19 protein-coding genes are annotated in these 21,539 nt (G+C 67.2%); 16 read left to right on the forward strand and 3 right to left on the reverse strand.

Features of this window, described 5'->3' with window-relative positions:
- Positions 1–355: 355 nt before the first annotated feature.
- On the reverse strand, positions 356–1,231 hold the full coding sequence (locus tag NMQ09_RS01910; protein WP_255192765.1) for a S26 family signal peptidase: 876 nt from the start codon (positions 1,229–1,231) through the stop codon (positions 356–358).
- Between the two features lie 214 nt (positions 1,232–1,445).
- On the opposite strand from NMQ09_RS01910, the gene NMQ09_RS01915 reads away from it, so the two are divergent.
- Positions 1,446–3,038 carry a DNA-directed DNA polymerase II small subunit gene (locus NMQ09_RS01915; protein ID WP_255192766.1) on the forward strand — a complete coding sequence of 531 codons (1,593 nt, stop codon included), beginning with the start codon at positions 1,446–1,448 and terminating at the stop codon, positions 3,036–3,038.
- On the opposite strand, the gene NMQ09_RS01920 is transcribed toward NMQ09_RS01915, so the two are convergent.
- Positions 3,031–5,235, reverse strand: coding sequence for a PAS domain S-box protein (locus NMQ09_RS01920; RefSeq protein WP_255192767.1), 2,205 nt, complete (start codon positions 5,233–5,235; stop codon positions 3,031–3,033). The genes NMQ09_RS01915 and NMQ09_RS01920 overlap by 8 nt on opposite strands.
- A gap of 99 nt (positions 5,236–5,334) precedes the next feature.
- Between NMQ09_RS01920 and NMQ09_RS01925 the strand changes: the two genes are divergently transcribed.
- A complete protein-coding gene (locus NMQ09_RS01925; RefSeq protein WP_255192768.1) occupies positions 5,335–6,315 on the forward strand; it encodes an MBL fold metallo-hydrolase in 981 nt (326 codons plus the stop codon).
- 12 nt (positions 6,316–6,327) lie between these two features.
- Here the strand turns inward: NMQ09_RS01925 and NMQ09_RS01930 are convergent, their stop codons facing one another.
- Positions 6,328–6,828, reverse strand: coding sequence for a 2'-5' RNA ligase family protein (locus NMQ09_RS01930; RefSeq protein WP_255192769.1), 501 nt, complete (start codon positions 6,826–6,828; stop codon positions 6,328–6,330).
- A 214-nt stretch (positions 6,829–7,042) separates the two neighbouring features.
- Here NMQ09_RS01930 and NMQ09_RS01935 point away from each other — a divergent pair, with 214 nt between their 5' ends.
- From NMQ09_RS01935 to NMQ09_RS02000, 14 genes are all read left to right on the forward strand, one after another.
- Positions 7,043–8,095, forward strand: a complete 1,053-nt coding sequence (locus tag NMQ09_RS01935) for a DUF7343 domain-containing protein (protein ID WP_255192770.1) — start codon at positions 7,043–7,045, stop codon at positions 8,093–8,095.
- A gap of 356 nt (positions 8,096–8,451) precedes the next feature.
- Positions 8,452–9,681 carry an argininosuccinate synthase gene (locus tag NMQ09_RS01940; RefSeq protein ID WP_255192771.1) on the forward strand — a complete coding sequence of 410 codons (1,230 nt, stop codon included), beginning with the start codon at positions 8,452–8,454 and terminating at the stop codon, positions 9,679–9,681.
- A gap of 7 nt (positions 9,682–9,688) precedes the next feature.
- A complete protein-coding gene (gene argH / locus NMQ09_RS01945; RefSeq protein ID WP_255192772.1) occupies positions 9,689–11,188 on the forward strand; it encodes an argininosuccinate lyase in 1,500 nt (499 codons plus the stop codon).
- A 183-nt stretch (positions 11,189–11,371) separates the two neighbouring features.
- The gene (lysW, locus tag NMQ09_RS01950; RefSeq protein WP_255192773.1) at positions 11,372–11,536 is read left to right on the forward strand and encodes a lysine biosynthesis protein LysW; all 165 of its coding nucleotides are present in this window, start codon (positions 11,372–11,374) and stop codon (positions 11,534–11,536) included.
- Positions 11,533–12,414, forward strand: coding sequence for a lysine biosynthesis protein LysX (gene lysX, locus NMQ09_RS01955; protein ID WP_255192774.1), 882 nt, complete (start codon positions 11,533–11,535; stop codon positions 12,412–12,414). The genes lysW and lysX overlap by 4 nt, the downstream gene beginning before the upstream one ends.
- Positions 12,414–13,490: an N-acetyl-gamma-glutamyl-phosphate reductase gene (argC, locus tag NMQ09_RS01960; RefSeq protein WP_255192775.1), complete on the forward strand. Its 1,077-nt coding sequence runs from the start codon at positions 12,414–12,416 to the stop codon at positions 13,488–13,490. The genes lysX and argC overlap by 1 nt, the downstream gene beginning before the upstream one ends.
- Positions 13,487–14,347: an acetylglutamate/acetylaminoadipate kinase gene (locus tag NMQ09_RS01965; RefSeq protein ID WP_255192776.1), complete on the forward strand. Its 861-nt coding sequence runs from the start codon at positions 13,487–13,489 to the stop codon at positions 14,345–14,347. The genes argC and NMQ09_RS01965 overlap by 4 nt, the downstream gene beginning before the upstream one ends.
- Complete coding sequence (locus tag NMQ09_RS01970) at positions 14,344–15,495, forward strand: aspartate aminotransferase family protein (protein ID WP_255192777.1); 1,152 nt, start codon at positions 14,344–14,346, stop codon at positions 15,493–15,495. The genes NMQ09_RS01965 and NMQ09_RS01970 overlap by 4 nt, the downstream gene beginning before the upstream one ends.
- A complete protein-coding gene (locus tag NMQ09_RS01975; RefSeq protein ID WP_255192778.1) occupies positions 15,492–16,562 on the forward strand; it encodes a [LysW]-lysine hydrolase in 1,071 nt (356 codons plus the stop codon). The genes NMQ09_RS01970 and NMQ09_RS01975 overlap by 4 nt, the downstream gene beginning before the upstream one ends.
- Before the next feature lie 20 nt (positions 16,563–16,582).
- Complete coding sequence (argF, locus tag NMQ09_RS01980) at positions 16,583–17,587, forward strand: ornithine carbamoyltransferase (RefSeq protein WP_255192779.1); 1,005 nt, start codon at positions 16,583–16,585, stop codon at positions 17,585–17,587.
- Between the two features lie 108 nt (positions 17,588–17,695).
- A complete protein-coding gene (gene rio1 / locus NMQ09_RS01985; RefSeq protein ID WP_255192780.1) occupies positions 17,696–18,559 on the forward strand; it encodes a serine/threonine-protein kinase Rio1 in 864 nt (287 codons plus the stop codon).
- A 42-nt stretch (positions 18,560–18,601) separates the two neighbouring features.
- A complete protein-coding gene (locus NMQ09_RS01990) occupies positions 18,602–18,805 on the forward strand; it encodes a hypothetical protein (RefSeq protein WP_255192781.1) in 204 nt (67 codons plus the stop codon).
- 213 nt (positions 18,806–19,018) lie between these two features.
- The gene (locus NMQ09_RS01995) at positions 19,019–20,245 is read left to right on the forward strand and encodes a tryptophan--tRNA ligase (RefSeq protein ID WP_255192782.1); all 1,227 of its coding nucleotides are present in this window, start codon (positions 19,019–19,021) and stop codon (positions 20,243–20,245) included.
- Positions 20,246–20,328: 83 nt separating this feature from the next.
- Complete coding sequence (locus NMQ09_RS02000; protein ID WP_255192783.1) at positions 20,329–21,516, forward strand: MFS transporter; 1,188 nt, start codon at positions 20,329–20,331, stop codon at positions 21,514–21,516.
- Positions 21,517–21,539: the final 23 nt, after the last annotated feature.

Consider the following 21,539-nt stretch of genomic DNA (forward strand, 5'->3'; position numbering starts at 1 on the left):
TGCCGGACGAGCGTGACCGTCGGGACGATGGGACTCGGCCGTCGGTATTTTCCGTTCGGTCGTCGGTATTTCCCGTTCGACGTGGTGTGTCAGCAGTTCCCGGTTCGGTCCCCTTCTGAGAAGTAGGATCGTTGCTGTCGCCGGACTCGTCGGAGGGGCCATCGGGGCCGGGACCGCTCATCGACACTCGGTTTGCCGGCGCCGACAATCAACCTTCTGTTCCTGCTGGTAGTCGCGTCGCGAACCTGTGATGTACAGCGAAGCGATGGCGCGCACGGCCCGAAAACGATGCTCGTTGATCACCACACGTCGTACGATGCTCGTTGATCACCACACGTCGTACGATGCTCGTTGATCACCACACGTCGTACCGCTGACCGACACCGATAGCGACCGCCCCACCGACGAACCCGAGCGACACGCCGACCGGACCACTGACGGTGAGGATCGACTCGAACGCCAGACGGATGTATCCCAGATAGGGGATGCGAATCATCGCTTTTCCAGTAACCCACTCGGGTTTGACGACATCGGTTTCGGCGTAGCTGCCGACGACCTGATCGTAGGCGTTGTTCGCATCTCCTCTGGTGACGAAGCCGTCGTGTTCGGCGGGACAGGTTGCGACCTCCTCACAGCTGGCGCCGTTGACGAACGCCGGATCGGCCTGGTCGTCGACCCAGTTGTCACCTTCCTCGACCCAGTAGTAGGCTCGATGGATAATCGGCGTCTGGAACTCGTCGCCGTTTGGCTGAAAGATGATGACGTCGCCAGGCTCGCCGAACTTCTCGTGGCCGCCACCGGCACCGTTCTCGTAGGTGACGATGCCGGTTCCGTCGATGGGATCGTCGCCGACGAACCGATTCTCGTCGACGACGAAGACTAGGTCACCACGCTGCATGTTCGGCTCCATACTGCCGCTCTCGACGGCGACCATCGGCGGCCAGACGCCGCTGAGGCCGAACAGTACCAGCCCCACGAAGGCGACGATCGCGACGCCGGTCAGCACGTCACGGATCGCGACGATCCGGCCGTCGTCGGTCTTCAGAAACCAGCGAACGACGCCGTCGTCCTCGATCGTCACGGAATCGTCCGCCGTCGCCGTGGCGTCCTCTCCAGCCGTTCCGGACCGGGACGACTGTTCGCGTCGATCACGATCGCCGTCGGCTCGCCGGTTGCGACCGCTGCCGTCATCGGGCTCGTCTGTGGAATCTCGAGGACCGGGGCCGCTCATCGTTACCTGGTTCGACGGGGCCGACAATCAACGTTCTGACCGTGTCAACTGACCGAGAACAGTCCCCACCACCGGACGGGAACAGCACCCACCACCGGATGGGAACAGCCCCCACCACCAGATCGGTTCCATTCTGGACCGTCGTCGAGCCGAAGCCACTCACTGACCGACCCATTCGCTAGCCTTTTCTCCCCGCTCGAGAGATACCGGGAGTGTGCCACTCGAGGGCCCCGCGCGCATCGTGAGCGAACTCACGAGTCGTGGCTACAACGTCGAGCGCGAGGCCGTGACGTTGATCGCCTCCGCCCCCGATCCTGACGCGACGCTCGAGCGCGTCGTCGACGCCGTTCCAGACGACGTGCTCGTGGTCGACAGCGAACACGTTCGGGCCGCACTCGACCCGGAGGCGTCGACTGCTGCGGTGGCCGATTCGACCACTCGTTCGGCTGATTCGAACGGACCGAATCGCCAGCCCTCGTCGCAATCTCACCCCTCTGTTTCAACTGGAAACTCTCCGTCGAACTCGTCCGAAAGCGGTGGCGAATCTCCAGTTGAAACGAAGGGGTCTCGAGGCGATTTCGAACGGCCGGTCGACGCCTCGGCTCGTGAACTCGAGATCGCAAACGACATGACGGGGGCGAGCACCGGGACAGGCGAGTACCGCGACTTCGTGGCGGTCTTTCGCGATCGACTCGAGCGTCTCGGGCGAAAACTCCGGGGACGGGTCAACCACCGGCCGGCGAGTTCCATCGAGAGCATGCCCGGCGGGAGCGAGGTCGCCATGGTCGGCCTCGTCAACGACATCCGATCGACGGCCAGCGGTCACTGGTTGATCGAACTCGAGGATGCCACCGGAACCTTCCCCTGGCTCGTGATGAAAGACCGGGAGTACGTCGACCTCGTCGAGGAGTTGCTCTGCGATGAGGTGCTGGCGATGGAGGGGACGCTCTCTGACGACGCGGGAATCGCCTTCGTCGACTCGATGTACTTCCCGGACGTACCCCGCACCCACCAGCCGTCGACGGCGGATCGTCACGTACAGGCCGCGCTGATCAGCGACGTCCACGTCGGCAGCGACGAGTTCATGGAAGCGGCCTGGAACGACTTCGCCGACTGGCTGCACACCGAGCCCGCTCAGCACGTCGAGTACCTGCTGATCGCCGGTGACATGGTCGAGGGCGTCGGCGTCTATCCGAACCAGGACGAGGAACTCCAGATCGTCGACATCTACGAGCAGTACGAGGCGTTCAACGAGCACTTAAAAGACGTGCCGGGGGACTTAGAGATCGTCATGATCCCGGGGAACCACGACGCGGTTCGACTCGCCGAACCCCAGCCGGGTTTCGACGACGACCTCCGGGAGATCATGTCGGCCCACGACGCCCGCATCGTGAGCAACCCCTCGACGGTGACGCTCGAGGGCGTCTCCGTCCTGATGTATCACGGCGTTTCGCTGGACGAGGTGATCGCCGAGCTCCCCGCCGAGAAGGCCAGCTACGACGAACCGCACAAGGCGATGTACCAGTTGCTGAAAAAGCGCCACGTCGCCCCGCAGTTCGGGGGCCACACCCGGCTGGCTCCCGAGGAGAAAGACTACCTGGTCATCGAGGAGGTTCCCGACATCTTCCACACGGGCCACGTCCACAAACTCGGCTTCGGCAAGTACCACAACGTGCTCGCGATCAACTCGGGTTGCTGGCAGGCCCAGACCGATTTCCAGAAGAGCGTCAACATCAACCCCGACTCCGGGTTCGCGCCGATCGTCGACCTCGACACCCTCGACGTGACGGTCCAGAAGTTCAGCTAGCCTCGGGCGCCTCGACGCGAGGCAGCTCGAGGACGGCGGTGGTCCCTCTTGGCTCGTCGACGTCGAACCGGAGGTCGCCGCCGATGTCGGTGACGATCCAGTTGACCGCCCACAGCCCCAGCCCGCTCGTGTGCTCGACCTGCGTGCTCTCCCGTCGCCCGGTGAGCAACTCGTACTCCGCCTTGGGGATCCCAGGGCCGTTGTCCGAGATCCGAACCTCGAGGACGCCGTCGGTCTCCCGCTCGAGCGCGGTGACCGCGACCCGTGGCTCGGCGGCGTCGTTGTGCTCGAGGCCGTTTTCGATCACGTTCTCGAGCGCGAATCGGAGTGCGTCGGAGCCTTCGACCCACATCCCGTCGGGAACGGCTGCGGTGCACTCCCCTTCCGGATATCGCTCGCCACACTCCTCGAGGACGTCGTCGACGAGCGCCGCCAGGTCGGTCGGCCGGCGATCGGGGCCGTCCGCGAGCAGCCGGTCAACCTCGCGGATCTTCTGGCTGGTCGAGAGCAGTTCGCGGGCGGCGGCGACGATCCGCTCGGCCATCCGCGTCCGCCTCCCCTCGAGACCCTCTCGAAGCTCGGCGGCGTAGCCCTCGACGATGTTCATGTGGTTGCGGATGTCGTGACGGACGATCCGGTTGAGCACCTCGAGCTGTTCGTTCTGTGCCTCGAGGCGCTGTTCGTAGGCTTTCCACTCGGTGACGTCCTGCAGAATTCCGACGACGCCCTCGACGGCTCCGCTCGCGTCGACCGTCGCCTCGGCTCGCTCCCGGATCCACGTCGGTTCGCCGTCGACGACGACGCGATACTCGAGGTCGTAGGAGTCGCCCTCGAGCGCGGACGCCCACTCGGCCTCGAGGCGTGGCAGATCGTCGGGGTGGACGTACTCGAAGAAGCGCTCGAGGTCCAACCGGCCCTCGGCGACCGGGATGCCCAATCGGGCGTACACGTCGTCGGACCACTTGAGCGTGTCACTCGAGACGTCGTAGTGCCAGCTGCTGATGTCGGCGACCGCCTGGGCCTGCCGGAGGTGCGCCTCGCTTTCGTTCCGTCGCTGCTCCGCTCGTTTCCGCTCGGTGACGTCCTGGACGACGCTGTCGACGTATCGCTCGCCGTCCGCTTCGGTCCGGATGGCGGTGACGGCTCCCCAGAAGGGCTCTCCCGAAAGCGTCTGCAGGCGGACCTCGTAGCTGACGAGCGGCTCCTCGTCGTCGAACAGCCGGGCACGGAGGCGCTCCCGGACATCGGGCTCGAGACACACCTCCTCGGGGGAGCGCCCGAGCAGCTCCCCCTCCGAATCCGCTCCGACCATCGTGACCATCGCCGGGTTGACGAACTCGAACGCCACCTCGGGGTCGAGCGAGAGCCGAAAGACGCCGACGGGGACGTTCTCGACGATCCGCTCGTAGCGCTCGAGTTCGTTCGCCCGAGCCTTCTCCTCGCTCATATCCTGCAGTTTTGCGAGGATCAGCTCCTCGCCGTCGACCTCGATCCGCCCGAGGCTGACCCGGACCGGAAACTCGGAGCCGTCCGCCCGTCGGTTGCGCCCCTCGACCGTGATCGGCTCGCCGAACTCGTACGAGCGCCAGCGCGTCGAGAGCTCCTCGGGGTCGTGGTCCACTTCGACCTCCGCGACGTTCATCCCGATCAGCTCCTCGCGGTCGTAGCCCAGCTTTTCACACGTACGACGGTTGACGTTGTGGATGACCCCGTCCTCGTCGTGGATCGAGATCATGTTCGGCGAGTGCTCGAAGATCGACCGGAACTGCGGGCCGCCCCACGTCTCCTCGTCCGCTCGTTCGGCCCGATACGCCGCGGCGTAGCCGCGAAGCCGCCGCCCGAGCTGCGTCGCCCGATGTCCCTCGAGCGGTCCCTCGAAGACGTCCGTGACGCCGGCGGCGATCGCCGCCGCGGTGTCGACGCCGTCCTCGGCGAGGAGCACGACGGGGAGCGCGGGACTGTGCGCCCGAACGCGCTCGAGGGCGTCGGCCCAGCCCGTCGCCGACCCCTCGATCCACAGGAGACAGTCGACGTCGCCGGTCGTCGCGCGCTCGAGCGCGTCGTCGATCGTGGTTTCGACGGCGACCGCGAGCGACACGTCGCCGGTCGCGAGCGACGAGGCAGCCGACGCCGCCTCCGGTTCGTCGCCCACGATGAGCACGTCTCCCGGCTCGGTCGGTCCCCTGCTCCCATCCATGACTGTACGAATCGTTGGCTAGTTACCAAGAACCTTGCCCCTGATCGACGTCGGTCGCGATCACAAAACGGTAAGCCGCCGACGCCGTAACCCGACTCGATGCAGCGAATTACGCTCGGAAACACGATCTTCGAGGGCGAGAACAACGCCTACCTGTTCACGGGCGAGTCGACCGTCCTCGTCGACACCGGCGTCGCGGTTTCCGAGGCTCGAGCCGAACTCGAGGCCGGCCTCACAGCCCACGGACTCGGCTTCGCCGACGTCGACGCGGTCGTTCTCACCCACTACCACGCCGATCACTCGGGACTGGCTGGCGAAATCCAGGCGGCGAGTGGGGCGACCGTCCACGCTCACGCCGCTGACGCACCCCTGATCGCGGGCGAGTCGTCCACGTGGGACGCCGTCCACGAGACGCACGCCCAGCTGTTCGAGGAGTGGGGGATGCCCGACGACGCCCGCGAATCGCTTCTCGCACACATCTTCGACGGCCCCGACATCCGCGGCTCCGATCCCGCGGTCGAGCCGTTCGACGCCGACGAGACGCTCACCTTCGGCGACCTCGAACTCGAGGTATTCCACACGCCGGGTCACGCCGCCGGCCACGCCTGTTTCGTCCTCAAGGGCGGCGACGAGTTCCTCTCCGGCGACGCCCTGTTGCCGGTTTACACCCCGAACGTCGGCGGCGCTGACGTCCGGGTCGACCGGCCCCTCGAGCGCTACCTCGAGACGCTCGAGCGGATCGCCGACCGCGGATTCGACCGGGCCTGGCCGGGGCATCGCGATCCGATCGACGATCCGGCGGGTCGCGCGCGCTATATCGTCGAGCATCACGAGGAACGCGCCTTCCGCGTGCTCACCGTGCTCGACGACCACGGCCCCGCCGACGCCTGGACGGTCAGCGCCCACCTCTTCGGCGACCTCGAGGGAATCCACGTCCTCCACGGGCCCGGGGAAGCGTACGCCCACCTCGAACACCTCGCCCGGGAGGGTGATCTCGAGCGGACGAACGACGGCTATCGGCTCACCGACGACGCGGCCGAGCGGCTAGCCGGGCGTTCGGATGATCGCTGGCCGCTCTGAATCGGTCGTCGATCAGGCCGGCAACGAGACGCGGCTCACCGGCAGCCGGTAGGAGCCGTCGAAGAACTCGAGTTCGTTCACCGTCCACTGGACGGGCTCGACCTCGCGGTCGGCCAGTTGGCGGGCCGCCTCGAGGTCGCCGCCGCGGGCCAGCGTTACGTGGGGGACGTAGTCGGCCGCCTCGAGGCCGGGAACGGCGCCGAAGGCGTCGACGAGGTCGGCGTGGATGGCCTCGAGGCCGGGGCTCTCGACGGCGAGGTAGACGACGGGGGCGTCTCCGAGCGGCGGATCGGCGAAGTACTCGATACCCGTGATCTGGGCCTCGACGGCCGGGGCACCCTCGAGTGCGCGGTGGGCGCGCTGCTGGAGTCCGTGGACGTTGTCGGCGTCGCCCAGGCGCTTGAGCAGACAGGAGTGGTCCTCGCGGACGGCGTCGAAGCTGAGCAGCGACGGATAGAGGTCGGCGGCGAGTTCGCGGACGCGGCCGGGGACCGGAACGTTGACGCTGTACACTTCGACGGTGCTACGGCCGGATCGCGTATGAGTGTGGTGGTTTCCGCCCTCGAGTCGTCGTGGTCTGCGGTCGACTCTGGCTCGAGCCGTCCCGAACCGGGTTCGAACCCTCGACGATCTCGTCGTTCGATCACCGATAAGAACCTGTGACTGTCTCGAAATCAGGGGATAGCGGTCGGAAAGAGCTATCTGTCAGGCCATGTCATCACCGATAATGGACGCCAGGGGGTGCCGACTGCTGGTGTGTCTCCTCGTGATTCTCAGTTGCGTCTTCGTCGGCCTGCCGGCGGCCGTCCTCGCCGACGTCCCCGACGAACCACGGCCAACGGGGTACGACGAACTCAAACACGAGATCGAACTGCGCGACGATGGCTCTGCGACGTGGACGGTCGAGTACCGCTATCGGCTCGATACCGGTGCCGACGAGGCGGACAACGATACCGGCTGGGCGGAACTCCGGGCGGACGTCGAGTCGCGTGAGGACGCCTATCTCGAACGCTTCGAGCAGAGCTGGATGGAGACGGTCGCCGAAGCCGAGAACGAGACCGAGCGCTCGATGGAGCTGTCGGGGTTCGAGCTCGAGATGCACGAGAGCTCGACGCCGCCGGAGTACGGGACCCTGCGCTTTACGTTCGAGTGGGAGTCGTTCTCCCAGGTCGAGGTCAACCGGATCGACGCCGGTGACGCGCTCGTGGGGTTCGATCTCGACGAGCGGACGCAACTCGTCGTCATCTGGCCGAGCTCGTACGACCTGCGTGACAATCAGACGGCGGTCGAACCCGCCCCCGACGACGCTCGTGAAACGGCCGTCATCTGGAACGGCGGGGAGACGAGCTTCCTCGAGGGCGAGCCACGGATCGAGCTCATCGAAGGGGATCCGTCGCCCGACGAGCCGACTCGCTCCGTTCCGTCGGCGTGGCTCGCTGCGTTCGGCGTCGCTGCCGTGGCGATCGTCGGGGCGGTGGGCTGGTGGGCCGTCCGGACGATCGGGTCGGAGGAACCACCGTCGTCGGCCTCGCAGGAGGTGCCACCGCCGGATGACGGCACGGACGGCCCACCACGGGAGCTGTTGAGCAACGAAGAACAGGTTCTCAGGCTGCTCGAGGAACGAGGTGGCCGGGTCAAACAACAGGAGGTCGTCGGCGAGCTGGGCTGGACGGAGGCGAAGACCAGCCAGGTCGTGAGCAGCCTCCGCGAGGACGACGCGGTCGACGTCTTCCGGATCGGCCGGGAGAACGTCCTGACGCTGCCTGAAGGCGACGAGTGAGGAGCTATGCCACCCGAATCGCCGCGAACGGACGGTGTCGATGGCTCGAGAACAGACAGTGTCGATGGCTCGAGGTTCGACAACTTTTAATACTGCACCGATGCTATCGTTCTCCAATGTCTCAGGCCGCGTCCCTCGACGTCGCTCCGTTCGGTAGCGACGCGGCCTCCGTCGCGCGACGACCGCGACCGGGCCTTTAGGCCCAACACTACTTCATCCCTCGATCCCGGTTTTCTATCCCTCACAGAAGGTTGTCCTTCGACGCTTATTCTGTAGTTAGCGTGCGCTCTACGCAATAATTACCTAATCTAAACCAGTGAATTTAAACCTGTGCGCCCGGTGCATTCGAGTACGACATGACACGTGTGGCACTCGCGTTCTCGGGTGGACTGGACACGACGATCTGTGTTCCGCTGCTCGAGGAAGAATACGGATACGACGACGTAATCGGTGTAACGGTGGACGTCGGCCAGCCGGCCGAGGAGTTCGACGAAGCCGAAGAAACTGCCGAGGCACTCGGCCTCGACCACTACGTCGTCGACGCGCGAGAGGAGTTCGCGCAACTCTGTCTCGACAGCGTTCGCGCGAACGCAAGCTACCAGGGCTACCCGCTGGGAACCGCCCTCGCGCGCCCGGTGATCGCGAACGCGATCCTCGAGGTCGCCGAGGAACACGACTGTACGGGCATCGCCCACGGCTGCACCGGCAAAGGGAACGACCAGCTTCGGTTCGAGGCCGTCTGGCGCGACTCAGAGCTCGAGGTGATCGCCCCGATCCGCGAACTCGGGCTCACGCGCGAGTGGGAGAACGAGTACGCCGAGAAGAAGGGCCTGCCCGTCGAGGGTGGAAACGAGGGCGAGTGGTCGATCGACACCAACATCTGGAGCCGTTCGGTCGAGGGTTCGGAGCTCGAGGACCCGAGCTTCGTCCCCGGCGAGGAGATTTACGAGTGGACCCAGGCGCCGACGGGCGAGACCGAGGAGATCGAGATCGAGTTCGTCGAGGGCTACCCGGTCGCCGTCGACGGCGAGGAGCTGGACGCCGTCTCGCTCATCGAGTACCTGAACGAGGTCGCCGGCGCCTACGGCGTCGGCCGCACGGACTCGATGGAAGACCGCATGCTCGGCCTGAAGGTGCGCGAGAACTACGAGCACCCCGCGGCGACGACGCTGCTTTCCGCCCACGAGGCGCTCGAGGGGCTCGTCCTCACCCAGGAAGAGCGCGAGTTCAAGCAGCTGATCGACCAGAAGTGGTCGAAGAAAGCCTACGAGGGATTAATCGACGCGCCGCTCGTGAGCGCGCTCGAGGGCTTCGTCGCGGAGACCCAGAAACGCGTCACCGGGACGGTGACGATCAGATTCGAGGGCGGTCAGGCCCGCGCGGTCGGTCGCGACAGCGAGTACGCGGCGTACTCCGCCTCCCACGCCTCCTTCGACACCGAGACGGTCGGCAAGATCGAACAGGAAGACGCCACGGGTGTCGCAAAGTACCACGGCTTTCAGCGCCGGCTGGCCAACGAGTCGATCGCGCGCCTCGAAGGCGAGGAGTCGGTCGAACTGACCACCGACGGCGGGACCGAGGAGTAACGTACCCATGACCCAGGAGGGAGACGAGAGCGTGATCCGCCGCGACCGCTTCAGCGGCGGCCCCGCCCGGAGCTTCCTCTCCTCGCTCGAGGCGGACAAGCGGATCTTCGAGGCGGATCTCGCGGTCGACCGCGCCCACGTGGTGATGCTCGCCGAGTGTGACATCATCGAGGACGCAGTCGCGGGAGAGATCCTCACGGCGCTCGACGCGATCGAGGTCGAGGGCCACGCCGCCTTGCCCGAGGGCGAGGACGTCCACGAGGCGATCGAAACCGCCGTCATCGAGCAGATCGGTCCCGACGGCGGAAAGATGCACACCGCGCGCTCGCGCAACGACGAGGTCGCCACGTGCATCCGCTACCGCCTGCGCGAGGACGTCTTCGAGGCGCTCGAGGCGACGCTGACGCTGCGCGAGGCGCTCTGTGCGGTGGCAGCTGAGGGAGCAGAAACGGTGATGCCTGGCTACACCCACCTCCAGCCCGCCCAGCCGATCACGGTCGCCCACTGGGCATGCTCCTACGAGTCGGCCGTCCGCCGCGACACGGCGCGGCTGCTCGAGGCCTACGCCCGGATCAACCAGTCGCCGCTGGGCGGGGCGGCCTTCGCGGGGACGACGTTCCCGATCGATCGCGAGCGGACGGCCGAGCTGCTCGGCTTCGAGTCGGTGATCGAGAACTCGATGGACGCCTCCTCGAGCCGGGACTTCTTACTCGAGACGACCCAGGCGCTGTCGACGCTCGCGACGACGCTGTCGGGGCTCGCCGAGGACGTGATCATCTTCGCGAACCGGGGGTTCGTTTCCCTCTCGGACGACTATTCGTCGACCTCGTCGATCATGCCCCAAAAGAAGAACCCCGACACGCTCGAGCTCGTCCGCGCGGTCGCGGGCGACGCGGCGGCCGGGGTGCAGGGCCTGACGACGACGCTCAAGGGGCTGCCCCGCGCGTACAACCGCGACTTGCAGCGGGCGACCCCCCACGCCTGGGAGACCGTCGACGCCGTCTCCGAGGCGACGCGGGTCGCCGCCGGCGCCGTCGCAACCGCCGACTGGAACGAGGACGTCCTCGCTGCGGAGGCCGGTGCGGGCTTCTCGACGGCCACCGGCGTCGCCGACCTGCTGGCCGCGAACGGGTTGCCGTTCCGGACGGCCCACGAACTGGTTGCCAGCGCGGCGGAACGCGGCGCGGAACGGGCGAACGGTGAAACCGTGAGCCACGCCGCCGAACGGGGAGCCGACTACGACGCGCTCGAGGCCGCCGCCGGGGAGGTGCTCGGCGAGGGACTCGAGGCGTACGTCGATCCCGATGCTGTCGAGGCGGCACTTTCCCCCGCCGAGAGCGTGGCGAGTCGCGACTCCCTCGGCGGGCCCGCTCCCGACACGGTCGCCGAGAGCCTCGAGTCGGCCCGCGCCGAACTCGCGGCCGACGAGGAGACCGTCGCGGCCGTCGGGGCCGACCTCGAGGTCGCCCACGAGGTGCTCCGCGCGGAGGTGAGCGGCTATGTCTGAGGTCGTCTGCCTCCCGCCACCGCCGCCGTCCCCGCCCGGGGACGACATACTACTTCGATGATAATCGAAACAAAATCTGCCGCAAAATGCCCCTTTTGACGCGATTAGGTGGAACTGCCGTTTTATAATTTCTCAGACAGGTTCGAAGGATTTAAGTCCGATGCTCCCGGAGGTGGAAGTACAATGGCAGAATGCGTTGAGTGTGGGGCGGACGTGACCCTGCACGACGATTTGGAAGTGGGAGAGATCGTCGACTGTACGACATGCGGTGCGGAACTGGAAGTAGTGGACGTCGAGCCGCCAGTCCTCGAGCGAGCGCCGGAGCTCGAAGAGGACTGGGGTGAGTGACCTTGAAGATAGGATTACTCTACTCCCGGATCCGTAAGGACGAGAAGCTCCTGTTGAACGAGCTTCGCGAGCGCGGCCACGAGGTCGAGAAGATCGACGTCCGCAAGGAGTCGTTCGACATCGCCGAGGCCCCCGAGGTCTTTGCCGACCTCGACGTCGTGATCGACCGCTGTCTCGCGACGAGCCGGAGCCTCTACGCCACGCAGTTCTGTGAGGCCTACGGGGTTCCCGTCGTCAACAGCCACGAGACTGCAGCGATCTGTGCGGACAAGGTCAAGAACAGTCTGGCGCTCGAGTCCGCGGGCGTGCCCACGCCCGCGACGAAGGTGGCGTTCACCAAAGAGAGCGCCCTCGAGGCGATCGAGGAGTTCGGTTATCCCTGCGTGCTCAAGCCCGTCGTCGGCTCGTGGGGTCGCCTGATGGCGAAGCTCGATTCGCGCGACGCCGCCGAAGCGATCTTAGAGCACAAGGCCACCCTGGGCCACTACGAGCACAAGGTGTTCTACGTCCAGGAGTTCGTCGAGAAACCCGGCCGCGACGTCCGTGTGCTCGCCGTCGATGGCGAGCCGATCGCGGCGATGGCCCGTTCTTCCGAGCACTGGCTCACGAACGCCGCGAAGGGAGCGAAAACCGAAGCGTTCGAGCTCGACGACGAGGCAATCGAGCTCGTCGAGAAGGCGAGCGACGCCGTCGGTGGCGGCCTGCTCGGCGTCGACCTCATGGAGACCGGTGACAGTTACACCGTCCACGAGGTCAACCACACCGTCGAGTTCAAGGCGCTCAACGACGCCGTCGACGACGATGTCGCCGGCGCCGTCGTCGACTGGCTCGAGGAGAAAGCAGACGACGACCACGAGGCAGTCGAGGTGACCGCCTGATGGCCGTCGGAACGGACCAGGATGCCGACGGCACGACCGACGCCGTCACCGCGTCGGTCGTCGGCGGCAGCGGTTTCACCGGCGGCGAGCTGCTGCGGTTGCTCGACGGGCACCCGAACGTCGAGATCGTACAGGCGACGAGTCGCAGCTACGCCGGCAAGAGCGTCGGCTCGAAACATCCGCCGCTTCGCGGCCGAGACCTGCGCTTTAGCGATCCGGAAGACCTAGAGAGCGTCGACGTCCTCTTTACGGCGACGCCCCACGGCGTTTCGATGGGCCAAATTGAGGAGTTCCTCGAGATCGCCGACACCGTCGTCGACCTCTCGGCTGACTTCCGGCTCAACACGGAAGCACAGTACGAGGAGTGGTACGAGGGCCACGACGCGCCCGAATACCTCGAAAGGGCCGAGTACGCCCTCCCCGAGATCAACCGGGAGAACCTCCCCGGTGCCGAGATCATCGCTGGCGGCGGCTGTAACGCCACCGCGACGATCCTCGGCCTCTATCCGCTCGTCGAAGCTGGCATCGTCGACGGCGACCAGCAGATCGTCGTCGACGTGAAAGTCGGTTCCTCGGAAGGCGGCGCAGGCGGCGGCGAAGCCTCGAGTCACCCGGAACGTTCGGGCGTCGTCCGCCCCTACGCGCCGACGGGCCACCGCCACGAAGCCGAGATCGAGCAGTGGCTCGACACCTCGGTGGCGTTCACCTGCCACGCCGTGGACATGGTCCGTGGCGCGAGCGCGACGAGCCACGTCTTCCCCTCGGGACCGGTCTCGAAGGGCGACCTCTGGAAAGCCTACCGTGGCGCCTACGAGGACGAACCGTTCGTCCGCATGGCCGCCGGTGGCTCTGGCGTCTACCGCTACCCCGAGCCGAAAGCGGTCGCGGGCACGAACTACGCCGAGGTCGGCTTCGAACTCGATCCCAGCAACAAGCGCGTCGTGGTCTTCTCGGCCATCGACAACATGATGAAGGGATCGGCCGGGCAGGCCGTCCACGCGGCCAATATCGCACTCGGCTTAGCGGAGACGGCCGGCCTCGACTTTGCGGGACTGCACCCCGTGGGAGCGCCATGACGACGGTAGTCAAAATCGGTGGCGCACGCGCGGTCGACCCCGCGGGCGCACTGGCCGACGTGGCGAAGTTAGTCGAGGAGGGCGAGGAGGTCGTCCTTACCCACGGCGGCTCGACCGCCGTCGACGAGACGCTCGAGGAACTCGGCGAAGAGCCAACCTACGTCGAGACACCCGGCGGCGTCGTCGGCCGCTTTACCGACGAGCGCACCATCGACGTCTTCAAGATGGTGATGCCGGGCAAGCTCAACACCGACCTCGTCGAGGCGCTCCAGAACGAGGGCGTGAACGCCGTCGGCCTCACCGGCACGGACGGCAAACTGCTCGAGGGGAAACGCAAGTCGGCCGTGCGCGTACTCGAGGACGGCAAGAAGAAAATAAAGCGTGGTGACCACTCGGGCACGATCGAGTCGGTCAACGCCGACCTGCTCGAGATGCTGCTTTCGGGCGGCTACACGCCCGTCGTCTCCGTCCCGGTGCTCGGGAAGGAGAAGTCGGGTGGCTACACGGCCGTCAACGCCGACGCCGACCGCGCAGCCGCCGCCGTGGCGGGTGCGCTCGGGGCCGACCTCGTACTCCTCACCGACGTTTCGGGCGTCTACGAGGACCCAGAGGACGAGTCGACGAAGATCGATTCGGCGTCGACCCCCGAGGCGTTCGAGACCGTCAAATCCGCCGCGGAAGGCTTCATGACCAAGAAAGTCATGGCCGCAGAGGAAGCCCTCGAAGGCGGCGCCGCCTCGGTCGTCGTCGCCGACGCCAACGCGGAGGAACCGATCTCGAGTGCGCTGGCGGGCGAGGGGACGACCCTCGAGCCCGGCGCGCTCGACGCCGAATCGGAGACGGAGGCCGCACAATGAGCGACCACGATTTCATCTCCGGCAGCAAGCCGATTCCGCTCGAGCGCGGTGAGGGACCGTCCCTCTACAGCACCGACGGGACGGAGTATCTCGACGCGGGCGCGAGCTACGCGTGTACGCCGCTTGGCCACAGCCACCCGGCTGTCGTCGAGGCGGTCCAGGAGCAGGTCGGCCAGCTGACGTTCGTCGACTCCTCGTTCCCGGTCCAGTCCCGCGAGGACGCCTACGCCGCACTCGTCGCGTCGACGCCCGACGGCCTCGACTCGGCGTGGTTCTGTAACTCCGGAACCGAGGCCAACGAGGCCGCACTGAAGTTCGCCCGCTCTTCGACCGGGAACTCGAAGATCGTCGCCGCGACCCGATCGTTCCACGGTCGGACGATGGGCTCGCTCGCGGCGACCTGGAAGGACAAGTACAAGAAACCGTTCGAGCCCTTAGCCGGCGACGTGGAGTTCGTCCCCTACGGCGATAGCGAGGAACTCGCAGCGGCCGTCGACGAGGAGACCGCGGCGGTCATCCTCGAGCCGATCCAGGGCGAAGGCGGCATCAACGTCCCGCCGGCGGGCTACCTCGAGACCGCCCGCGAGCTCACCGAGGAAGCCGGCGCAGCACTCGTCTTCGACGAGGTCCAGACCGGCATGGGACGGACGGGTTCGATGTGGGCCTGTCAGAACGTCGGTGTCACGCCGGACATCCTCACGACGGCGAAAGGCCTCGGCAACGGCCTGCCCGTCGGCGGCGTCGTCGTTCGCGACTGGATCGCCGACGGCGCGGCCTCGCACAACGCCACCTTCAGCGGCGGCCCCGTCGTCACCGCGGCGGTCCACGCGACGATTTCGACGCTGGTCGAAGAGGAGTGGCCCGCCCACGCCGCGTCGATGGGCGACTACCTCAGGACCGAACTCGAGGCGAGACTCGGTGACGAGGTCCGCGAGGTCCGCGGCGAGGGCCTGCTCATCGGCATCGAGTTGAAACGGGGGGCGAACCGTGCCGCCCGCGACCTGGCGATCGAACACCAGGTGCTGGCGCTGCCGGCGGGTCGCACCGTCCTGCGCCTGCTGCCGCCGCTGGTGATCGACCAGGAGGAGGCAGACCAGCTCGTCGACGCGCTGGGCGCGGTCATCGCACCCGAGAACACCGACTCATGAGCACGAGCACGAGCGAGCCGACGGCGGTCTCACTCGAGGAGGCCCGCGAGTTGCTCGTCGATCTCGTCTCGACCCCCTCGCCCTCGGGTGAGGAACGCGACGCAGCGAAGCGACTCGTCGAGTTTTTCGAGACGCACGACCGCGAGGTCTGGATCGACGCGGTCGGCAACGTTCGCGCGCCGGCGAACGACGCCGTCCTGCTCACCTCGCACGTCGACACCGTCCCGGGAGAGATCCCCGTCGAGGTCGAGGAGGCCGGCGACGACGAGATCCTCTGGGGCCGTGGCAGCGTCGACGCGACGGGGCCGCTCGCCGCGATGGCCGCGGCGGCCGTCCGCACGGGCGTCTCGTTCGTCGGCGTCGTCGGCGAGGAGGAGAACTCCCGCGGCGCGCGCTACCTGGTCGGCGACCGCGAGGCCCCCGACGCCGTCGTCAACGGCGAACCGTCGGGCGCCGACGGGATCACCCTCGGCTACCGGGGGATCCTCTCCGGTACGTACGTCGCGACCAGCGAGTCGGGCCACACCTCCCGGCCGGATCCGAACGCGATCCAGCACGCGATCCGCTGGTGGACCGCCGTCGAGGCGACCTTCGAGGGAGCGGAGTACGAACCCGTCTTCGAGCAGGTGACGGCCAAGCCCGTCGACGTCGACGGCGGCACGAGCGAGGACGGCCTCTCCGTCGAGGCGACGATGGACGTCCAGCTCCGGGTCCCGCCGTCGCTCGACGTCGACTCGGTTCGGGAGGCCGCCGAGGCCGAACTCGAGGTCGGGACCGTCACCTGGAAGGACGCGGTGCCGCCGGTGATGACGAGCCCGCGGACGGACGTCGCCCGGGCGTTCCGCGTCGCTATTCGCGCGGAGGGGATGGAGCCACGACTGCTCCGAAAGACCGGCACCAGCGACATGAACGTCTACGCGGGTGCGTGGGACTGCCCGATGGCGACCTACGGACCCGGCGATTCGGACCTCGATCACGCCCCCGACGAGCGCCTCTCGCTCGCCGAGTTCGACCGCTCGGTCGCGGTCTTAGAATGCGTCGCAGCGCGACTCCGCGACGACGCCTGAGCCAGGAACCTACGGTTTACATGACGACGAACACACCAACCGACGACCGTCACGCACAGCCCAGACACTTCCTCGACGTCGACGACCTCTCCCGAGAGGAGCTGTTCGCCGTCCTCGACCGGGCGGCCGAGTACAAACGCGCCCTCGAGGCCGGCGACGAGCACGCCCACCTCCCCGATAAGACGCTGGGAATGCTCTTCCAGAAGGCGAGCACGCGAACGCGTGTCTCCTTCGAGACGGGGATGACCCAGCTCGGCGGCCACGCCATCTTCCTCGGCGCCGACGACATCCAGCTCGGCCGGGGCGAGCCGCTGAAGGACACCTCACGGGCACTCTCGCGGTACGTCGACGTGCTGATGGCCCGGGTGTTCAAACACGAGAACGTCGAGGTGCTCGCCGAGTACGCCGATGTCCCTGTCGTCAACGGGCTCACCGACGACGCCCACCCCTGCCAGACGCTCGCGGACCTCCAGACGATCCGCGAGCAGTTCGGCGGGTTCGACGGTGTCTCCGGGAGCGACGCGACCGGAGGCTCGTCGGACGGCGGGTTCGACGGTGTCTCGGCGACCTGGATCGGCGACGGCAACAACGTCGCCCAGTCGTTCGTCCTTGGCTGTGCGATGGCGGGGGTCGACCTCACCGTCGCCACGCCCGAAGAACACGCCGTCGACGAGGCGACCCTCGAGCGGGCGGCCGAACTCGGTGCCGCACCGACGACGACGACCGATCCCGTCGAGGCGGTCGAGGGAGCAGACGTCGTCTACACCGACGTCTGGGTCAGCATGGGCCAGGAGGACGAACGCGAGATCCGTCTGCGGCGGTTCGACGGCTTCCAGCTCAACGAGGAACTGCTCGCACACGCCCCCGGGGCGTCCGTTATGCACTGTCTGCCCGCCCACCGTGGCGAGGAGATCACCGACGCCGTCCTCGAGGGCGAGCGCTCGATCGTCTTCGATCAGGCGGAGAACCGACTCCACGCCCAGAAGGCGCTGCTCGTGGAACTGTTCGAGTCGTTCGACGCCTGAACCGGTCACCGTGGTCGGCCGCCGTGTCGACTCGCGGTCGATCGGCGCCGTGACGGCCGACGAACGAGCCCGATCACTTTAGCCGCCCGGCGTAGTACTAGCGCGTAGATGGCAGACGAGTTCGGGCTGGTAGACCTGGAGGAAGCCGACACCCCCGGCGACGAGTGGGAGGAGATCGACGTCGCCGACACGGAGGCAGATCGCATCGCCCGCAAGCGCGACCGGGAGTTCGAGGACTTCCAGAAGCGCATCAAGGACGCCGACCAGTTCAAGGTCGAGCAGTCGGTGTTCGACGACGCGACGTTCGCCGCCCTCTACAAGCTCGTTCAGGACGGCTACGTCGAGGCCTTTGGCGGGCCGATCTCGACGGGCAAGGAGGCCAACGTCTACCACGCGCTCGGGGACGAGCGCGACGTGGCGGTCAAAGTCTACCGGATCAACGCCTCGAACTTCCGGCAGATGCGCGATTATCTGGAGGGTGACCCCCGCTTCGAGGGCCTGGGTGGGAAGAAAAAGGACGTCGTCCTCGCGTGGGTCAAAAAGGAGCTGGCGAACCTCGAGCGGGCGCGGAAGGCGGGCATCCGCGTCCCCGAACCGATCGCCGCCGAGCGCAACGTCCTCGTGATGGAGTACATCGGCAACGAGGACGGCCGCGCGAAGCGACTGGGGGAGGTTCACATCGAGAACCCCCAGACGGCTTACGAGGTGATGCGCGAGTACATGCGCCGGCTCTACTCGGCGGGACTCATCCACGGCGACCTGAGCGAGTACAACGTCGTCTTCCACGAGGGCCAGCTGGTGGTGATCGACCTCGGCCAGGCCGTCACTGTCCATCACCCAAACAGCCGGGAGTTCCTCGAGCGCGACTGCAAAAACGTCGCGAACTTCTTCGCCCGCCAGGGACTCGAGGTCACCGGCGACGACGTCCTCGAGTTCGTGACCGACGCCGATCCCGACCCGTCACGAGAGTAGGTTCCCTCAAAACATATGTACCGGTTCGTGATACGGGAGGGCATGACGCGTCACGTCCGGCGTCGATCGGTGCTCGCCGCCACGGTCCCGCTCCTCGTTTCCGCCTGTTTTCGTCGGGAGGACGGCACCCAGCCCGGAATGGGTGCGGACACGACGGACGTCGGGACGGCTGCCGACGATTCAGTGGCGACAGACGACGGCCGAATTGCCGACCCAGCGCCAGCAGTCGAGGCGCCGGACGACTGACCGTCGCGGTCGCCGAAACGTTTTAGCTCACGCCACCCGCATCGTCGGTCGATGACGTCCGCTCTCGGCTGGCCCTGGTACGCCCCCTCGAGAGCGGACAGTGTCGCCGTCGGACGCGACGCGGCCTAACCCGGCGCGGGCGGCGGCGACGCTCCCTTCGTTCTGTCGTGAATCACACGCTAACTGCCACACTCCAGCCACCGCACTACTCCGATGACGGACACGCCAGCCGACACGAATGAATCGACTTCCGACCACCCGTCCATCGATCGACCTGGGGCCGACGAGGCGTTCGTCGTCACTCCCTACGCCGTCTCCGGCGAGGTCGACTACGGGCGCCTCCTCGAGCGGTTCGGCGCCGATCCGCTCACCGACGAGCAGATCGCTCGGTTCCCGGACCATCCGCTGGTTCGCCGGCGGACCTTCTACGCCGGTCGGGACGTCGACCGCCACCTCGAGGCCGCCGAGGCAGGCGAGTCCCACGCGATCGTCACCGGTCGGGGGCCGTCGGGGCCGATGCATCTCGGACACGTCCCCCCGCTGTACCTCGCAAAGCGCTTCCAGGAGGCGACGGGGGCGACCGTCTACCTCCCGCTGTCCGACGACGAGAAGTACCTCGCGAAGGCTCAGTCGTTCGCGTCGATCGGCGAGCACACGCGGGAGAACCTCCGCGACGTTCTCGCCGTCGGCTTCGACCCCGAGAAGACCCGGATCGTGGTCGACACCGCCGACGCCGACGTCGTCTACCCGATCGCCGTTCGCCTCTCGAAACACCTCACGCCCGCGACGGTCGAGGCCGTTTACGGCGAGACCGACACCGTGGGGCTGCAGTTTTACCCCGCGGTGCAGGCGACCCACCTCCTGCTCCCACAGTTCGTCGAGGGGCGCCAGCCGACGCTCGTCCCGATCGCCGTCGACCAGGATCCCCACGTCCGGGTCTGTCGCGACGTGGCGGGCAAGGAGGCGCTACCGGTCTCGAAACCGGGCGCGCTGCTCGGCCGGTTCCTCCCTGGGCTCGAGGGACCGGGCAAGATGAGCTCCTCGGGCGATGCTCCGTCGATCGAACTCACTGACGACCCGGAGACGGTCGCCGAGACGATCCGCCGTCACGCCTACACGGGCGGCCAGGCGACCCTCGAGGAACACCGCGAGAAGGGCGGCGACCCGACGGTTGACGTCCCGTTCCAGTACCTGCGATACGTCTTCGAACCCGACGACGACCGCCTCGAGCGACTCGCCTCCGACTACCGATCCGGGGACCTGCTCAGCGGCGACCTCAAGGAGGTCGCGATCGACCGCATCACCGACTTCCTCGCCGACCACCAGCGCCGACGCGACGCGCTGGGCGACCTCGTCGACGAACTCGAGCCCTACCGCCTGACGGCGAGTGAGCGACGGCGGGCGCTCGAGTCGGCCGGGCTGCCGACGACCCTCCGCTAGCTGGTTCGTCGGTCCCCGGCTGCCGGAATCAGTACATCCTTCACGACCGACCGTCACGCTCACGTGAGCGCAGACTGTTCACGATGACCGAGTCGAGACGATGGCAGTACCGGCATACGGTACTGACGCTGTGTACGTTCGCGCTGTTCGCGACGATGGTCGCCCGGCTGGCGATCAGTCCGGTCGTGCCCGCGATCACCGAGGAGTTCGGGGTCTCGAACGCCGCCGTGGGGCTCGGGCTCACGGGGATGTGGCTCGCCTACGGCCTCGCCCAGTACCCGAGCGGAGTGTTCGCCGACCGCTACGGCGAGCGGCCGGTCATCCTCGTCGCCGTCGGCGGCACGGCGGTCGGGAGCCTCCTGATCGCCGTCGCGCCGCTGTTCCCGCTGTTCGTCCTCGCGGCTATCGTCCTCGGCGCACTGGCGGGGCTGCACTTCAGCGTCGCGACCACACTGCTCACCCGGATCTACGACGACGACGTCGGTGCGGCCATCGGCCTCCACACGCTCGGCGGGACCGCAGGGGGACTGCTCGCGCCGGTGCTCGCCGCCTGGATCGGCGTGAATTACGGCTGGCGGCCCGCCGTCGCCATCGGCACCGCGATCGCGATTCCCGTCTTCGTCCTCTTCGCTTGGCGCGTCCGGCCGACCGAGCCGCGCCGCCCCGACGAGCCGATGGCCGAGCGGTTCGCCCTCGAGCCGGTGCTCGCGGTCATCACGCGGCCACAGATCGCCTTCACCGTCGTCATGGCCGTCACCATCACGTTCGTCTGGCAGGCCAGCACCTCGTTTCTCCCGACCTTTCTCATCGAACACCGCGGCCAGTCGGCGGAGATGGCGGCGCTGTGGTTCTCCGGCTTCTTCGTCGTCCAGGGGCTCGTCCAGGTCGGCGTCGGCGGCCTCTCGGACCGCTACGGCCGGGATCCCGTGACGCTCGTCTGTCTGGCGCTCGCCGCCGCCGGCTTCGTCTCCTTCGCCGTGGGTCCCGGCGACGTCGCCATCCTCGGGGGGATCGCCCTCGCGGGCGTCGGCCTGAGCGCCTACGCGGCGGTCACGGCCCGGTTCATGGACGTCTTCACCGAGGACGAACGCGGTGCGGCGTTTGGACTCACCCAGTCGGCGAACATGGTCCTCTCCTCGTCGGGCTCCGTCGTTACAGGGCTGTTCGCGGACCTCTTCGGGTGGGCCGTCGCGTTCACGTTCCTCGCCGTCCTGCTCGCGGGGGCGTTCTGTGCCCTCGCGACAAACCGTTTCCTCGAGCTCGGCTACTGACCTCCGTCGCTTCGATTCGGCTC

This window comes from Natronobeatus ordinarius (assembly GCF_024362485.1).
Taxonomy (GTDB): Archaea; Halobacteriota; Halobacteria; order Halobacteriales; family Natrialbaceae; genus Natronobeatus; species Natronobeatus ordinarius.

Coding starts and splice junctions, on each gene's coding strand:
- NMQ09_RS01970 (WP_255192777.1), top strand. CDS start 14,344: ATGAGCGACCACGATTTCATCTCCGGCAGCAAGCCGATTCCGCTCGAG.
- argH (WP_255192772.1), top strand. CDS start 9,689: ATGACCCAGGAGGGAGACGAGAGCGTGATCCGCCGCGACCGCTTCAGC.
- NMQ09_RS01920 (WP_255192767.1), bottom strand. CDS start 5,235: ATGGATGGGAGCAGGGGACCGACCGAGCCGGGAGACGTGCTCATCGTG.
- NMQ09_RS01975 (WP_255192778.1), top strand. CDS start 15,492: ATGAGCACGAGCACGAGCGAGCCGACGGCGGTCTCACTCGAGGAGGCC.
- lysW (WP_255192773.1), top strand. CDS start 11,372: ATGGCAGAATGCGTTGAGTGTGGGGCGGACGTGACCCTGCACGACGAT.
- argC (WP_255192775.1), top strand. CDS start 12,414: ATGGCCGTCGGAACGGACCAGGATGCCGACGGCACGACCGACGCCGTC.
- NMQ09_RS01995 (WP_255192782.1), top strand. CDS start 19,019: ATGACGGACACGCCAGCCGACACGAATGAATCGACTTCCGACCACCCG.
- NMQ09_RS01990 (WP_255192781.1), top strand. CDS start 18,602: ATGACGCGTCACGTCCGGCGTCGATCGGTGCTCGCCGCCACGGTCCCG.
- NMQ09_RS01965 (WP_255192776.1), top strand. CDS start 13,487: ATGACGACGGTAGTCAAAATCGGTGGCGCACGCGCGGTCGACCCCGCG.
- NMQ09_RS02000 (WP_255192783.1), top strand. CDS start 20,329: ATGACCGAGTCGAGACGATGGCAGTACCGGCATACGGTACTGACGCTG.
- rio1 (WP_255192780.1), top strand. CDS start 17,696: ATGGCAGACGAGTTCGGGCTGGTAGACCTGGAGGAAGCCGACACCCCC.
- NMQ09_RS01910 (WP_255192765.1), bottom strand. CDS start 1,231: ATGAGCGGCCCCGGTCCTCGAGATTCCACAGACGAGCCCGATGACGGC.
- NMQ09_RS01940 (WP_255192771.1), top strand. CDS start 8,452: ATGACACGTGTGGCACTCGCGTTCTCGGGTGGACTGGACACGACGATC.
- NMQ09_RS01925 (WP_255192768.1), top strand. CDS start 5,335: ATGCAGCGAATTACGCTCGGAAACACGATCTTCGAGGGCGAGAACAAC.
- argF (WP_255192779.1), top strand. CDS start 16,583: ATGACGACGAACACACCAACCGACGACCGTCACGCACAGCCCAGACAC.
- NMQ09_RS01935 (WP_255192770.1), top strand. CDS start 7,043: ATGGACGCCAGGGGGTGCCGACTGCTGGTGTGTCTCCTCGTGATTCTC.